At 30.6% G+C, this 16,367-nt stretch carries 13 protein-coding genes and 2 pseudogenes; 9 read left to right on the top strand and 6 right to left on the bottom strand.

Features of this window, described 5'->3' with window-relative positions; translation table 11 throughout:
• Positions 1 to 102: 102 nt before the first annotated feature.
• Positions 103 to 1,839, bottom strand: coding sequence for a methyl-accepting chemotaxis protein (locus tag LQK79_RS13900; protein ID WP_231016922.1), 1,737 nt, complete (start codon positions 1,837 to 1,839; stop codon positions 103 to 105).
• Between the two features lie 182 nt (positions 1,840 to 2,021).
• On the opposite strand from LQK79_RS13900, the gene LQK79_RS13895 reads away from it, so the two are divergent.
• The 3 genes from LQK79_RS13895 to LQK79_RS13885 all read left to right on the top strand — a co-directional run bounded on the left by LQK79_RS13895 (position 2,022) and on the right by LQK79_RS13885 (position 4,954).
• Positions 2,022 to 2,486 carry a HutP family protein gene (locus LQK79_RS13895; RefSeq protein ID WP_231016921.1) on the top strand — a complete coding sequence of 155 codons (465 nt, stop codon included), beginning with the start codon at positions 2,022 to 2,024 and terminating at the stop codon, positions 2,484 to 2,486.
• A gap of 164 nt (positions 2,487 to 2,650) precedes the next feature.
• Positions 2,651 to 4,183, top strand: a complete 1,533-nt coding sequence (hutH, locus tag LQK79_RS13890; protein ID WP_231016920.1) for a histidine ammonia-lyase — start codon at positions 2,651 to 2,653, stop codon at positions 4,181 to 4,183.
• A gap of 432 nt (positions 4,184 to 4,615) precedes the next feature.
• Entirely contained in the window at positions 4,616 to 4,954 is a 339-nt protein-coding gene (locus LQK79_RS13885; RefSeq protein ID WP_231016919.1) for an arsenate reductase family protein, read from the top strand.
• 72 nt (positions 4,955 to 5,026) lie between these two features.
• On the opposite strand, the gene LQK79_RS13880 is transcribed toward LQK79_RS13885, so the two are convergent.
• The 4 genes and pseudogenes from LQK79_RS13880 to LQK79_RS13870 form a co-directional block, all read right to left on the bottom strand.
• Positions 5,027 to 6,004, bottom strand: a complete 978-nt coding sequence (locus LQK79_RS13880; RefSeq protein ID WP_231016918.1) for a 2-keto-3-deoxygluconate permease — start codon at positions 6,002 to 6,004, stop codon at positions 5,027 to 5,029.
• Between the two features lie 43 nt (positions 6,005 to 6,047).
• On the bottom strand, positions 6,048 to 7,535 hold the full coding sequence (locus tag LQK79_RS13875; protein WP_053242186.1) for a methyl-accepting chemotaxis protein: 1,488 nt from the start codon (positions 7,533 to 7,535) through the stop codon (positions 6,048 to 6,050).
• A gap of 172 nt (positions 7,536 to 7,707) precedes the next feature.
• Positions 7,708 to 8,295 (bottom strand): annotated as a pseudogene (locus LQK79_RS21085) (SGNH/GDSL hydrolase family protein); the annotation flags it as partial.
• Between the two features lie 33 nt (positions 8,296 to 8,328).
• Positions 8,329 to 8,964, bottom strand: a pseudogene (locus tag LQK79_RS13870) (HAD family hydrolase); the annotation flags it as partial.
• Positions 8,965 to 9,322: 358 nt separating this feature from the next.
• On the opposite strand from LQK79_RS13870, the gene LQK79_RS13865 reads away from it, so the two are divergent.
• The 6 genes from LQK79_RS13865 (at position 9,323) to LQK79_RS13840 (ending at position 15,120) form a co-directional block, all read left to right on the top strand.
• A complete protein-coding gene (locus LQK79_RS13865; protein WP_231016917.1) occupies positions 9,323 to 10,183 on the top strand; it encodes an AraC family transcriptional regulator in 861 nt (286 codons plus the stop codon).
• A gap of 432 nt (positions 10,184 to 10,615) precedes the next feature.
• On the top strand, positions 10,616 to 12,709 hold the full coding sequence (locus LQK79_RS13860) for a BglG family transcription antiterminator (RefSeq protein WP_231016916.1): 2,094 nt from the start codon (positions 10,616 to 10,618) through the stop codon (positions 12,707 to 12,709).
• A 2-nt stretch (positions 12,710 to 12,711) separates the two neighbouring features.
• Positions 12,712 to 13,008 (top strand): hypothetical protein, encoded by a 297-nt coding sequence (locus LQK79_RS13855; protein ID WP_053242181.1) that lies wholly within the window; start codon positions 12,712 to 12,714, stop codon positions 13,006 to 13,008.
• Positions 13,005 to 13,322 (top strand): PTS sugar transporter subunit IIB, encoded by a 318-nt coding sequence (locus LQK79_RS13850; protein ID WP_053242180.1) that lies wholly within the window; start codon positions 13,005 to 13,007, stop codon positions 13,320 to 13,322. Before LQK79_RS13855 ends, LQK79_RS13850 begins: the two co-directional genes overlap by 4 nt.
• Positions 13,323 to 13,409: 87 nt before the next feature.
• Positions 13,410 to 14,738, top strand: coding sequence for a PTS sugar transporter subunit IIC (locus LQK79_RS13845; protein ID WP_053242179.1), 1,329 nt, complete (start codon positions 13,410 to 13,412; stop codon positions 14,736 to 14,738).
• Positions 14,739 to 14,766: 28 nt separating this feature from the next.
• Entirely contained in the window at positions 14,767 to 15,120 is a 354-nt protein-coding gene (locus LQK79_RS13840) for a PTS lactose/cellobiose transporter subunit IIA (protein WP_053242178.1), read from the top strand.
• A gap of 125 nt (positions 15,121 to 15,245) precedes the next feature.
• Here the strand turns inward: LQK79_RS13840 and LQK79_RS13835 are convergent, their stop codons facing one another.
• A complete protein-coding gene (locus LQK79_RS13835) occupies positions 15,246 to 16,118 on the bottom strand; it encodes a YitT family protein (RefSeq protein ID WP_231016915.1) in 873 nt (290 codons plus the stop codon).
• Between the last annotated feature and the right edge of the window lie 249 nt (positions 16,119 to 16,367).

Below are 16,367 nucleotides of genomic sequence, written 5' to 3'. Positions count from 1 at the left end.
TTAGTTTAGATATCACATGGGCTATCGCCCAAACCCCAGATTATAGAGAAAACTAATATTTAGTTTAGATATCACATGGGCTATCGCCCAAACCCCAGTGGATTATATTCTGAATCTTTCTAGGGTTTTGTTTAATTTGGCAGATAATGAGGCAAATTGTTCTATGGAGGCTGTTATTTCCTCAATGCAAGCGGATTGTTCTTCGGTTGAAGCTGCTATGTTTTCTGTTACACCAGCATTTGAATTAGCAACATCGGATATATCTAAAATAGCATTTTTTACGCTTGATGCATGTTCCTTTAAATCAGAGGTATTATTTGAAATTTCGCTAATTTGATTTGCTATGTGAACGGCAGCCTCTGCTATATTTTTAAATGCAACAGTTGAATTGTTTACTGCCAATTCCTGTTCAGAAATTATAATGTTTACGTTGTTTATATCTGATACTGATTGACTTATGCTATTCTGTATATCAGTTATTATAGAACCTATACTTTCTACTGAATCATTAGATTGTTCTGCTAATTTTTTTACCTCATTAGCAACTACGGCAAAGCCTTTACCACTTTCACCGCATCTAGCAGCTTCTATAGCGGCATTAAGAGAAAGTAAATTTGTTTGTTCTGATATACCCCTTATTACATTGGTAATTTCACCTATTTTTTTAGAGTTCTCTGATAACTTAATTATGTTTTTGTTTATTTTCTCAAAAGCTTGCTTATTTTCCTCCATTTTATTTCTTTGATATTCTACGGTTTTTACTCCTGTTTCCGAAACTTCTTTAGCATTAATTGCTGCCTGTTTGGAATTACTAATACTATCAGAAATGGTGTTTAGTCTGTTTACAATATCAAATACACTAGTACTGGCAGTGTTAACGGAGGATGATTGTTTTGTTGCTCCCTTTGACATATCAGACATAGAATTTGCAATTTCTTCTATTCCATTGCTAACATCACTAGAAGCTTCCATTATCTCTTTGGAGGAATTTGCTGCACTTGTGCTCATTTCTTTTGTATAAGAAAAAAACTCTTTAATATTACAAATGAATTTATTAAATAATAAAGTGATTTCGCCTAATTCGTCATCTGAATGAATATTTCCTTGAACAGTTAGATTTCCGTTTTCGACTTCAAATATTATGTTTTTCATCTCTTTAATAAAACTAGCTATATTTTTATAAGTAAGAGCAATTAATACAGTTAAAAATAATATTAAAGTTATACTTACTAAAATAATAGTTAATAGGGTTTTTGTATTTCTAGTACCTTCTCTATCGGCCTGTTTTACTAAGTTTGATATTAGTATATTTGAACTTTTTTCAATTTGCTTCACTAGTTTATCCATATTATCAGTAGGTACTCTATCAATTCCTTTGACCATATTATCAATTATTTTATAGCTTTCAACATTATTAGAATTATAATTTTTTATAGCTTCCATATATTTATTATACATATCATTTTGTGTTGTAATGGAGTCGTCAAGTAAAGAGGTATCTAATTTGTTTTTTTTCATCAGTGCTCTAACTTTTTCTAATTCATCTAAAACCTTTGTATGTTCATTTTGAAATTCTTTAAAATATTGATTATATGCCTTAGAATCTTGTCCCCTTACCAGTAAGTCCTTCCATGCTTGTACTTGCTTTTTAAAGTGTACTTGAGCACTTCTTGAGGTATCTACTAGTGTTGTATATTCGCTTACAGTTTTTAAATTATAATTAGAATTTTCAATTAGATTGCTCATTGAAATCCATGAAAAAGTGCCTAGTGTTAGTGTGATTACTATAGTTAAAATAACTAGCAATGTTAAATTGAATTTAATTCCTGCTTTTTTCATTTGTTAATTCCCCTTATATTAGTATAGTAAAACTGCATATTGTTTAGTATAATTAAAGCATATTTGTACTTGGAAATCTACTTTTTAGATTGAAAAAGAAAATAAGTTTTTTTAGTTGCAATATACTCTTTGATAATTTATAATAAAACAGTATTGTTAAGTATTAAATTAATAATATTTATATGTCAAAGGAAGTGAATGCATTGTTTGAATCTTTAAGCATTGGAAAGGTTGCAATGTTATTATCCATGGCTTCTGATAGTGATGAAGAGTTGATTAGAAATAAGGCAGAAGATCAAGGATATAAAATTTTTAAAGGATTTGTTGGTGCAATGGATTCTTCCAAGATTTTTGCATCCATAGAAACAGCTGCAAAAAGAGAAAAATTTATAAAGAATATTTATAGAGAAGAACATTCACTTTATCATGCTGTTTTAGAAGCGTACGAAGGTGTTTGTCGCGGTCAGATAGGACTTGGTAATGTTCTTAGAACGGCTGGTCTTGTATTTACCATTGTTAAAGGATCGAGACTTCCAGGAGATTTACAAGATGGAAGCTGGATAGCAGTTGTTTTATATGGCAATATGGGGGCACCAGTTAAAGGATATGAACATGAAGTTATAGGACTTGGAATATATCCTGTTTAGCTAAAATTTAATATTTTATTTAAGTGATTTAATGCTCAGAGTTTAAAGTGTAGAAATACATTTTATATAGTTTTTTAGGGAGCAAGATTCATTAAGGTGAGTCTTGCTCTCTTTTTGCGTCTTAAAACATAGACTAATATATAAAAATTGGAGGAAATTATAATATGAATACTATTTTTATTGATGGAAACAGCTTAACACTGAAGGATTTAGCACTTATTGCTAGAAACAACTGCGAAGTGAAAATTGATGATGAAGCTAAAAAGAGAGTTGAAAAATCAAGAGCTATTGTTGATGATATCGTTGAAAATGAAAAGACTATATATGGAATTACAACTGGATTTGGAAAGTTTTCAAATGTGAGCATTTCCAAAGAAGACTGCAAGACACTTCAAAGAAATCTCATAATCTCACATGCATGTGGAACAGGAAACAACTTCCCAACAGAAACTGTAAGGTCAATCATGCTTTTAAGGGCAAATGCGCTTTCAAAAGGATTTTCTGGTATAAGACTTAGCACTCTGGAAACTTTAGTTGAAATGCTTAATAAAGGAGTTCATCCTATAATACCAGAGAAGGGGTCACTTGGAGCATCTGGGGATTTAGCGCCTCTTGCCCACATGGTGCTTCCTATGATTGGAGAGGGGGAAGCTGAGTATAAGGGTGAAATAATGCCAGGAAGAAAGGCAATGGAGCTTGCAGGAATTCAAATAGTTGAACTTGTTGCAAAAGAAGGACTTGCTTTGATAAATGGAACACAAGTAATGACAGGCGTTGGAGCACTTGCTGTTTATGATGCAATTGAAATTTTAAAAGTAAGTGATATTGCAGCTGCATTAAGTCTTGAAGCTTTAAGAGGAATTACAGACGCTTTTGACAACAGGCTTGATATGCTTAGACCGCATAAAGGACAAATAAATACTTCAAAAAATATTTTAAGTTTAGTGAATGGTAGTACACTAACAACAAGACAGGGAGAACTTAGAGTTCAAGATGCATATGCTCTAAGATGTATACCACAGGTTCATGGAGCAAGTAAAGATGCAGTTAATTATGTAAAAGAAAGAGTAGAAATAGAAATAAATTCTGTTACAGATAATCCAATAGTTCTTGAAAATGGTGATGTAATTTCAGGAGGAAACTTCCATGGGCAGCCAATGGCATTGAGCTTTGATTTTCTTGGAATTGCAATTTCAGAGATAGCTAATATATCTGAAAGAAGACTTGAAAGACTTGTAAATAGCCAGCTTAGCAATGGTCTTCCAGCGTTTTTAACTGAACAAGGAGGACTTAATTCAGGGTTTATGATAACTCAATATGCAGCAGCTTCTTTAGTATCGGAAAATAAGGTTTTAGCACATCCAGCTAGTGTAGATTCAATACCATCTTCTGCGAACCAAGAAGATCACGTTAGCATGGGAACAATTGCTGCAAGAAAGGCAAGACAGATACTTGAAAATGCAAAGAGGGTTTTGGCAACAGAACTTATGGCAGCTTGTCAGGCAGTTGATTTTAGAGAAGAAGTCAAATTAGGGGAAGGTACTTCAATTGCTTATAAAATTATAAGAGAAAAAGTTGATTATATTAAAGAAGACAAGGTAATGTATAAAGAACTTGATAAGGTAACAGATATAATAACAAGCGGAGAGCTTGTTAAAAGTGTTGAAGATGATGAAAAAGTTAAGATTATAATCTAAAGATATTGCGAAGTAGCAGTGACTTGTAACATTAAAAAGAATCCATAAATCTAAGTGGTTATTTAAAAAAAGTGGTTGATTTGAGTTCTAGAAGGATAATGGGCAGAGCCCAAACCCCGCGTATGTTTATACTCGCTGGGCGCTCAGACAGATTGAAATATCTAAGTATTCTATGATTTTTTCATCAAGATTTATTGGATTCTTTTTAAATTGTTCCATCATCACTGCTACTTAGCTTTTACGGTAGTGCAAGGAAAAAAATCCTCCGTACCTATGGAATTGGATGGGACTTGTATAACCACTTAAGCTGATTATTAATGTAACAGCTGCGACTTTGCTTAAAAAATTATTAATAAAGTCTTGAAAATTGATCCAAATGATGCGACAGTTATAGGTAAATAATAAATTAATTGTGAGTGAGGTTTTATATACATGAATATTCAAATTTTCGGAACTAAAAAATGCTTTGATACAAAAAAGGCAGAAAGATATTTTAAGGAAAGAAGAATAAAATATCAATTTATAGATTTAAAAGAAAAAGCCTTAAGCAAAGGTGAACTGGCCAGTGTCAAAGCTGCCGTTGGCTTAAATAATTTAATAAATACCAAGGCAAAAAAATATAAAGCTTTAAATCTTGATAACATAAGAACTGAGTCTGTTAAAGAAGAAATACTGTTAAATAATCCAGAGGTGTATGTTACTCCAATAGTTAGAAATGGCAAAGAAGCAACGGTTGGGTATAAACCAGAGGTGTGGAAAGAATGGGATTAAGTTCAGAAAAATATGTAAAAACCGGTATCTCATAAATGCAACAGCATAAAATTGAGATACCTTTTTGAAAAATTAACATGCTAGATTATTTCGACCCTTACCAAAATTTTCTTCGTATTTTGGACATCCATATCGCTTTGCAAACCACTGTACTATAAATGGACACAATATTGCAGAAAGTACAGCAGCACAAGAGATTTGCACAGTTGCTAGTTTTACATAAGGAGCAAATTGAGGGACTATTTGTCCAATCATTGCTGGTACAGCAATTGTGTTTCCAGCTACAGATACGGTAGCCATGCCACCATAACCTGGCCTTTTTAGCAAAACTCTATCTACAATTAATGCAACAGGGCCAGTTATTAATAAAACCATAATAAATAGAAAAATGCCGCTAAAGCCAGCTGCTATAATTTTAGAAAGATCAATACTTGCACCCAAAACAAAACCCATTACAGGAAGAATTAACGCATTTCCGTACTTTGTTGCTTCTTTTATGTCTTTATCAATTGAGGATAATAAAATTCCAACTAATAAGGGAATTAATATGGTCATATATTCTTCCCAACTTATTGAGGAACTTCCTGAAATTCCAACAGTAAGTAGTGAAAGCATAGGACCAGAATTCAAATTAAACATAGGTCTTGCTACAAGATCAGCGTGGTCCCCGTAGCTTTGCGCTAATCCCATATATAAACTTCCATTGTTATTTGTAAGTGCACACAAAATTGCTAAACTGCAAGTACCTAATATTCCTTTATAGCCAAAGTAATGAAATATAATAATATAGGCACCAGCACCTGACAAGTATTTAAATAGTACATGACTTCCACCGCGCTTCAAGGCTTCTGGAATATCACTAAATCTCATTTGAGTTCCAGTAAATAATAGGGTTAAAAGCATCATTATTCTTAATCCGTCGTCAGAAACTAAAGCCTTACTGTAACTTCCTATTCTTAAAAGCCAGGGGCAAAAGGTGTTTAGAATTGCGGCTGCAAATAGTGGTATAATCATTGTTCCAGCTGGAATTTTATTTATTTTTTTTAACAATTGAATTTTTACCACTCCCCTAGGTTATAAATTAAGAAATATTTTATTTTTCTTTTTGGTTAGCAATCTTTGTTAAGTTTTCACTTGAAGTTTGTATCTTTTTTATATGATCATATAACTTCTCAATTGATGAATTTTGATTTTCAAAGGTTGCAAACATTTCCTCTGTAGCAGCAGAATTTTCCTCTGATACACTTGCTACATTTTCTGATTCACCACGTACTTTTTCAAATATAGATTTGGTGTTATTAACTAAGTCTAATTCCTTTTCTATGTAATCATCAATTGTTTTAAAGGAGGCTTCTATATCATTAAAACTTTTATTAACTTCCTTGCCCATTTGTGTTCCAATTTTAACCGCATTACTTCCGTTTTGTGCTACTGCAATAACATTGTTTACCTTGCCTCTTATATCCTCTATAATTTTATTAATCAGTTGTACAGTATTAGTGCTGTCTTCTGCAAGTTTTTTAACTTCATCAGCAACAACTGCAAAACCTTTTCCATGTTCACCAGCTCTAGCTGCTTCAATTGCAGCATTAAGTGCAAGCAGATTTGTTTGGCTAGCAATTTCATTAATACTTACTAAGAAGCTATTAATGCTATCAATGCTTTTTTCAAGGTCGCTAATAGTAGTTAAGGAATTGGTTACGGTTGTATCTATTATTTTCATTTGTTCATCCATTTTAGCTATTTTATTTGTTCCAACGGCAACAGTTTTAGTTGATTCTTTTGATACATTTGACATTTGATTTGAAAATTCAACTGTTTTATTAAGGCTTTTATCAGCATCATTGATCATTTCATTTATTTGTGAAAGACTTTGTGCTTGGCTTGTAACACCATTTGCTACTTCTTGAACTGTAGCTGTTAACTCTTCACTTGATTTTTTTGTGAAATCAAGATTATTCATACCATCGGTAATATCATCATGGAGACTTAAAGTATTATCACCAATGGATTTTAGTATTTCTTTTAGATTGTTAGACATTTCCTGTGCGTTCGCTTCATTTTTAGAAGCATTTTTAATCAATTCATTTCCCCATTTTGTTACAAAAAACAATAATATTGTGCAAACATTTAATACACCAAAAGTTATAACAAAATCAGGTAGTTTTGCAAAACTAGTAACAAGATATAAAATAACAGCACAAACATCATATATTGCAGCTGTGATTACAAGGAATTTTTCATTAAGATAAAGAGCAGCATAGCAAATAATAATAAATAGGTATACCAGATGAATGATTCCCATGCTTGGCCCCATTTTCATTAGTGAGTTTAAGTACATAGCAATAAATTTAGAAAAACTCATTATGCCAGCTATTAAGTATCCATTTTTTTTGAAATAAAATAATGCGGTAGGAATTATAATGCCTACAAGTTCAATTATAATTTCAAAGTGTGAAGCAATCATAAACCTTGAATTTGTAAAAGATTCGACTGTTCCTATAAGAACAATAATCCAAGATAAAATTATTAGTATCTTATTTACTTTTCTTACGTGGCTTGTTAGTACGCTGTTTTCCATAGTTTCACATCCTTACAGTTTAGTTTCCCTGTTTGTAAAATACATACAAACGGATATATATTTTTTTATGCCATAAATATTATTATACCGCTATCTTGGACAAATTTGTTATATTTCTTAGAAGCAATTATTAAAGCTGCGTAAGTAGAATAAAATTAATAGTAATATATGCTTATAAAATGCAGTCTAAATATCCTGCAATAAATGCAGCTTGTAGCTTTCTTATTTCTTCTTTGTAATGTACATGGTCAAAATAAATATCTTCACCTAGGTTCTTTGTGAAATTGTACATATCAATACATGGTACATCGTATTCCTTCATAATTTGAAGGGCAGCATTATTGTAATTTTCAGCATCTCTACTGTGTCTTAAGAAGCCTTCTTTTCTAGAGTTATGTATTTTATCAATAATAGGTGTTAGTCCAACCCATATAAATTTATTTGACATGGTTTTTGATAATTTTATGATTTCAATTAGATTCTCTTGGTATTCTTCAATTCCAACCTGAATTTCATTAGTTTCTCTATTGACGCGTATATCATGAAGTCCACAGTTTAAAAGTAGAACATCGTATTTAGTATTTTTTTTGCATTCTTCCTGCAAATATGATAATACCATTCGGCTGTCACCTGCGTTTGCACCTACTGGGGTATCTAAATCGACTAAAGCTTGATCAATGCCGCGTTTTCTATCGTAATTAAATTTATCTTTTATCATTTTATTTAGGAAAGGTCCGTAATGTATAGAAACGCTATCACCTATAACAAATATATTTCTTTTGTTTAGTGAAATAATTTTTTCTGCTATTTCATTTACAGTATCAACGACATATGCTGCACCAGCTTTTTTTAGTTCACTATGAGAGCCAAAGCCATAAGTAACACCCATGGAAGTTATATTATTTTTTGCAGCACCTATGATATCATGTTCTCTATCCCCAATCATTAGTGCTTCATTAGGATTAATTTTATTTTTCTTTAAGACAAATTTTATCACATCACTTTTTTTACTCCTTGAACCATCTAAGGTACTTCCTACTATAGCGTCAAAGAATTTTGCTAAATTAAAATGATCTAATATTTTTTCTGAAAAAACAGTGGGTTTTGATGTGGCAACAATTAAATGCAGTCCTGCGTCTTTTAACTTTGATAACATAGATTCTATATTAGGATATATTTCATTTTCAAATAATCCTTTCTCGCTAAAGTATTCCCTGTAATACTTTACGGCCTCATCAGCTTTATTTTCATCAAAATCATAGTATTCCATGAAAGAATCTTTTAGGGGTGGACCTATAAACTTTTCAAGAGAATTTAAATCTTGAACTGATATATTGAACTTATTTAGAGCATATTGAACTGATTTTGTTATTCCTTCTTTTGAATTTGTGAGTGTTCCATCTAAATCGAATAGTATGTATTTGTACATTAAATCTACTCCTTTTATTTTAATAAGTGTAAACTTTCATATATAATATATTTTATATAATGAAGGAAATAATGTAAATACGGAGGAGAAAATATAAATATTTTGATTGCAGAAGATGATGTTGATATAAATAAAGTAAGTACAATAAAATGAAAAATATAAATTTAAAGAAGCAAATTCATGAGTATTTGATTAGAATAGAGAGTAAAGAGCAGGTTACGTGTAAAAATTCTAAAAGTGGATTCTAAAACTTTCATGTAGTGTAGTACCCAAAATAAAGTCTGTCATTCTTAAGCAATGAATGACAGGATAATTCTTTTTTAGTAGCTTATAATTTGTTTTGAAAGGAAGGTAGTGAATGAATTGGATAGCAGATATGAATAAAGCCTTGAATTATATTGAGGAAAACTTAGAAATAGATATAGATTCTGGTGAAGTTGCAAAGGCTGCTCATATGTCAAAATTTCATTTTCTTAGAATATTTAAGATTTTAACTGGAATTACTGTTGGAGATTATGTAAGAGAAAGGAGATTGTCTCTATCAGCTAAAGATGTTCTTTCTAGTGAACTTAAGATAATAGATATAGCGTATAAGTATGGTTATGAAACTCCAGAAGCATTTACAAAGGCTTTTAAAAGATTGCATGGAATTTCACCATCTGAAGCAAGAAAAAATAAAAGAAATCTTAAGGCTATCCCACCTTTATCCTTTCAAATAACAGTAAAGGGAGAAAAAAAGATGAATTATAAGATTGAGGTTAAAGAAAACTTTAAAATTGTAGGAATATCAAGACGTTTTAACAGCAAAAATGGAGATAATTTTAAAGGAATACCAAAGTTTTGGAACGAAGTTTGGGAAAATGGTCAGTATAAAACACTTGAGCAGAATCAAGGAAAGCTTGGTATTATGGGAGTTTGTAGTAACTTTGATATGGAAACCCAGGGTTTTGATTACAGTATAGCTGTGGAGGGAGATAAACTTGATGGTATTGATAATTATAAAGTTATAGAAGTGCCAAAGTTATCTTTTGCAATTTTTGAATGCATTGGACCAATGCCAAATGCTATACAGGAGGTTACAAAGAGAATCTTTGCAGAATGGTTTCCAGCTACTAAATATGAACATGCAGATGGTCCAGAATTTGAGATTTATTTACCAGGAAACCCAAATGCAGAAGATTATAGAAGCGAAGTTTGGATACCTGTAGTAGAAAAATAGAAGAATTGGGTTGTCACACTAAATTTATTTTTATTTAATGCGATAACCCAATTTGTTGTATTAATACTGTAATTTTTTATGGTATAATAGATTGCTCAAGACTGCGTTTCAAATAAATGTAAAAGAAAATATTTATTTGAAACATATTTTTGCAAAAGTGGTAAAAAATACAATACAGGTGATGAAAAATGCATCCTAAGATTTTACTATAGATAATTTATTTATAGTGAAATCTTAGGATTTATTATTTTTAGTATGAATGTTTTTATTTGTAATTCATAAAAAAATGTCACTGTAGTTATGACACTATGTGATTATGTTTAGCTTGTATAATTTAACCAAAGAAATATATAATAGATATTGAAGGGTGATAAGTAAAATTTAACCAGAGACATTTTAAATCGTAAACTTATATAGATAGGTGATTTAAAAATGATAAATTTAAATTCAAGGCAAATGGATTTACTTAATAAGCTCATAGCAAACCAGAAAGTTAGTATAGATGAATTTTCTAAAGAGTATTTTATAACTAAAAGAACAGTCTACAGGGAAATAGCTAAAATAAATAAATATATTGAGGACTTTAATGTAAAAGTAACAAATACACCTAAAGGATTGATTTTAGAAGGAACTTATGAGAATATAATAAATTTAAAATTAACACTGCCGTGCTTCAAATCTATAATGAAAGCTAAAAACATAAAAAATGCAATTCTCATAGAGCTTTTACAAACAAAGGAACCAATTAAAATTCAGTATTTTGCCAGTAAGTTTAATGTATCCAATACAACTGTAAGTAACTATTTAAATGACATAAAGAAATGGTTTGAAAGTAAGGATATTAATTTCATATCAAAGCCAGGAGTTGGTATCTATGTAAAAACTAATGAAAAAAATATAAGACATGCAATAATAGATTTATTATATAAAAATTATAATACAGATGACTTGATAGGGTTTATGCAGAAAAATTACAATGAAAGTCATAATTATGGTTACAGCTCAGTTGATGAATTAAATATAAGACTTTTAAATATTATTGATTACAAAACAATTTCAATAATTGAGAAGGTACTTATAAGAGTCAAAATAACAATGAATTATCAAATTGAAGACAGGCTTTACATTGAACTTATAGTGCATCTTGCATTGGCAATTAAAAGATTAGAAAAAAATCAAAAAATTGATATTGATGAAATCACCCTTGAGAAACTTAAAAATTCCGAGGAATATAATTTGTCACAGAACATTGCAAATTGTATTGAAGAAGAAATTGGAATTAAAATGCCCGATGAAGAAATAGCATATATTGCTGTACACCTTCAAGGACTGAGAGGAGGAAGTGAGAGCTTAAATTTAAATGGAGATTATTTAAATTCTATTGTAAAAAAAATAATAGATGAGGCATCAAAGGTTTTTGATGTAAATTTAAAGAAAGACTTAATTTTAAAAAAAGACTTAAGTATGCATCTTTTATATTCAATGTATAGGCTTAAATGTGGATATATTATAAGAAATCCACTTATTTTTGACATAAAAAAGCAGTATAGCGATGTCTTTGACAAAAGTAAAAAAATACTTAAAGTGCTCCAAAACGAGCTTAAAAAAGATATAAGTGATGATGAAATTGGATATATCACGATGCACTTTGCAGCGTCTATTGAAAGAATGAAAAGTAAGCTTATTAAATTCAATGCACTTTTAGTATGCTCAAATGGTATAGGGATATCAAGGATGCTAGCAGTAAAGCTTAAAAGGGTTCATGAGCTTAATATAATAGCAGTATCTTCTGTGTTCCAGCTTGATGAGATGATAAAAAGCAATAACATTGATGTTGTTATATCTACAGTTCCAATAAAAAGAAATGATGTTAAAGTTATTGTGATTAATTCTCTATTCAATGAAAACGATATAAAAAAGCTTGAAAGCGAGCTTAACATCAAGATATCCATAAATGAAGAAGATGATGAAGACACTTTTCAATGTAATATGGAAAAATTAAAAGCTATAAGCGTGTATAGTTCTGAACTAAATAGTATAGTGAAAAATACTTTTTTTACAGAAGTTTCTGCGCGTAGAGTAAGCAGTATAATTAATGAACTTTTAAATTGTGTAAAAGAAAATGGACTTATTAATTCAATGCAGTATAAAAATATACAGTCGCTTTTAGAAAATAGAGAAAGACAAGGAACTATAATACTTCCTAAAAAAAACTTTGCAATATATCATTGCGCAAGTGAAGATATAAATGAAGCAACCATTGTTGTTGGAAAACTTGCAAAACCTATAAATATGATAAATCTAATGGATAAAAGTGAAAAAGTATATACGGCTTTTTTAATGATAGCACCATTTAATAAAAAAGAAAGCCTCGAAGTAATAGGAGATTTATCTACGTCAATAATAGAACAATCTGATTTTATACAAAGAATTAATGAAAGCTCAAATACAGAAAACTGTAGAAAAATTGTTGAGGAAGCACTTTTAAAAAAACTCTATTATCAAATAGAAAGGGTGATGAGTTAAAAATGAAAAATAGCAATAAAAATAAAAATCTACTTTATGTATCCAATAAACCTATAAAAGCATTTTTATTTTTACTTAGCCTTCCATGGTTTATACTTTCTGTGAAACTTATCATTGACAATAAGGCTGCTTCAGGAATAAAATTATTTGTTTTTGGAAATGTATTTCTTACTGTAATGTTTGGAGTACAATTCTATTTTAGAAAGATGTTAGTTCTTTATCAAAAAAATTTAGACAGCAGTTACAATAAATATAAAAAAAGAAAAATTATAAAAGATAAAGGAGGAAGTTTAAAATGAAAGCAATTATTTTGTGTAGTTGGGGTGCAACCTCAAGTTCTCTTGCAAAGGCAGTTTCAGATGAAGCTAAGAAGAGAAAATTGGATATAACTGTTGATGCAGGTGGAACTGGAGAGTTTAAGAAAAAAGCTGAAAATTATTCGGTAGCACTTCTTGAACCGCAGGTAAGGCATCTGAAAAAAGAAGTTGAAGCAGCGGCAAGTAAATATGATATACCAGTAGAAATTGTAAATATGCAAGCGTTTGCAATGCTTGATGGAGCTAAGGTACTAGATCAGATAGTTGATTTAGCTAAAAAAGCAGGGAAACTTTAATAGTTATAAACTTGATTTAAGGTTAATCCCATTGAAATAAATGGGATTACTTTAAAAATATAAAATAAACCTAGGGAGGTCAATTTTATGGAAGGAAATAAGTTTATGAAATGGATGGATGAAAAGTTAATGCCAGTTTTGTCAAAAGCGGCACAAAACATATATCTTCAATCTATCCGTGACGCTTTTTGCGTCTTTACATTACCACTTATTATAAGTGGAGCACTATTTTTAATTATTGCAAATCCACCTACAGCTCTTGGATGGGGTATAATAGATGCATGGAATAATGCAATTAAGCCCATTCAAGCGCAAATTAACATTGCATTTAATTTGAGTTTTGGAATAATGGCAATGGCAGTTGCTTTTGGAACCGCTTATAGTCTTGCATCAAGATGGGACATGGATGAAGCACTGTGTGGAATGTTATCATTAGTTTGTTTCTTTATTGTATGTTTTCCAGCAACTGATGTTAGTAAAGTTAAATTTGGCGATGTACTTAATTATTTAGGTTCACAAGGATTATTTATAGCAATAATTCTAGGTATAATAACTACAACTGTAATGAAATTGTTTACTCAAAAAGGTCTTATAATTAAAATGCCAGCAGGCGTACCGCCTTATGTTGTAAGAACTTTTAGAGCACTTGTTCCTTTCTTTGTAATGATTACTGCATCATGGGCACTTGAGTGGATAATATGGGCTAATTTACACATCACATTACCTCAACTTGTACTTGATATATTTAAACCACTTGTTGCAGTTTCAAATACTTATCCAGCAGCAGTGCTAGAAATAGTCTTAATGATGCTTTTGTGGTCACTTGGTATTCATGGTATGAATGTTGTATCTTCTGTTGCATATCCTTTCTGGACAGCACAACTTGCAGCAAATACTACAGCACTTAATCATCATCAAGCATTACATGGTATAATAACAGAACCATTCTTTCATATGTTTACACACATAGGTGGTTCAGGACTTACATGGCCACTTGTTATAATGTTTTTATTTTCTTCATCAAAACAACTTAAAAGCATTGGAAAAGTTGAACTTATACCAGCAATTTTTAATATAAATGAACCTCTTATATTTGGTGCACCACTAGTTTTAAACCCAATATTATTTATACCATTTGTACTTGCACCAGTAGCAGCAGTAACTGTAAACTATATAGTTTTTGCAGCTAACATTGTTCCTAAAATTGTTATGCAGCCTCCATTTACTGTTCCAGTTTTCTTTGGAGGAGTAATTGCAACAGGTGGTTATTGGCAAGGAGCAGCACTTCAGCTAGTAAATTTAATTATAGCAGGATTAATCTACTGGCCGTTCTTTAAAATGTATGAAAAACAACTTGTGGTTAATGAAAAGAAAGCAGCTGCAGAAGCTCAATTAGACAATGGAGTAACAGAATAATATAAAAACATTTAAGGAGGCATAAAAAATGGAAAAAACAGAGAAGCCAACTTTAGAAAGCATAATATTTAATTTGGTATTACATGGAGGAAATGCAAGAGGAAAAGCCTATGATGCACTTGATGCTGCTGAAGAAGGAAATTTTGAATTAGCAGAAAAATGCCTTGACGAAGCAGATGAAGAATTCTATGCAGGTCATGATTACCAAAATATGCTCATTCAAGGCCAAATGGACAATGAAGCACCTAATTTCCTTGTAATTCATGCACAAGATCAGTTGATGACTGCTCTTTCAGAAAAAAATCTTATAAAGAGAGAGATAGCTCTTTATAAAAAGGTATTTGAATTAGAAAAGAAAATAGAAAATATGTCCAATAAATAAAAATCATTTTGTTAATATATTCTACCTCTTAAAAATAAAAAAAACAAGTTAATATTTATTAAGTGTGTTTTATACACCTTGAGGATGTTGTAATATAGAAATAATTTAAGCAACATCCTTATTTTTTAAAAAAGCTTACCTTTAAAACCTTCTCCTTGAACTTCAGATATATCAATTACAGATATAAATGAAGTTTTATCTGTTTGCATTACTACATTTTTTAAAAGTGGCAGCTGTCTTAAACTTACAACACAATATATGACCATTCTTTTTTTACTAGTATATGCCCCTTCACCGTATAAAAAGGTAACACCCCTTTTTAAATTATGCATTATACTGTCACTTATTTTTTTTTCTTCATTAGTTATTATCATGACTAATTTTTGTCTGCTAAAACCTTTTAAAACTTTGTCTATTACAAGTGAACCTATGTAAATGGAAAAAAGCGTGTATAGAGCACTATAAATGCCAAAAAAAACAGCACCTATAGATACTATTATCATATTTATGGCAAAGGAAGTCGTGCCAAATTCAAAATTTTCATGTTTTTTTTTGATGATTGCAGATACTATATCAAGACCACCAGTAGAGCCATAATTACTAAGGACAATTCCGGTACCAAGTCCATTTAAAACTCCTCCATACACGCATAGAAGAATATTATCTTTAAGTTTCAATACATTTTGGAAAGGAGCTGTAATGTCAATGGCAATTGAAAATGCGATTGTACCAATCATAGTCATTGCAGTGAATTTTTTGCCCATTACTTTATAGCTAAGCAAAAGGAGAGGTATATTGAGAACAAGAAGCGAGATACCAGCAGGAAACTTTAGAGTATATTGAAGTATGAGTGCTATTCCAGATACACCTCCACTTAATAGATGAGCATTAACTAGAAACATGTTTATACCTATGGCTGTTATAAAACAACCTAAAATCGTGTATAGTATGTTAATTGTATTTTGACTAGTTACTATTTTTTTTAAATCTTCCGTCAAATTAAATCACCTCTTTAAAATCAGTGCACAATCACTGTACTTTGAGTTAAATTTCAAGTTTTCAGATGGTTTATCTTTAGGAGCATGCAAAAAATATAGGTATTCCTTTTTACGAGACGCTCATAAGGCTTTATGTGCGGTATAGTAAAACCTATAGAATACCTTTTTTCACATCCTCCTTGTATAATGTAGTCATAACATTCGATAGAAAACTATCATGATTCCTAACGAACATTAAAACTCATATCT

Source organism: Clostridium guangxiense (assembly GCF_021043395.1).
GTDB lineage: Bacteria > Bacillota > Clostridia > Clostridiales > Clostridiaceae > Clostridium_S > Clostridium_S guangxiense.
Note: the sequence above shows the minus strand (reverse complement) of the source record. Positions and strands in the feature narration are given on the sequence as shown.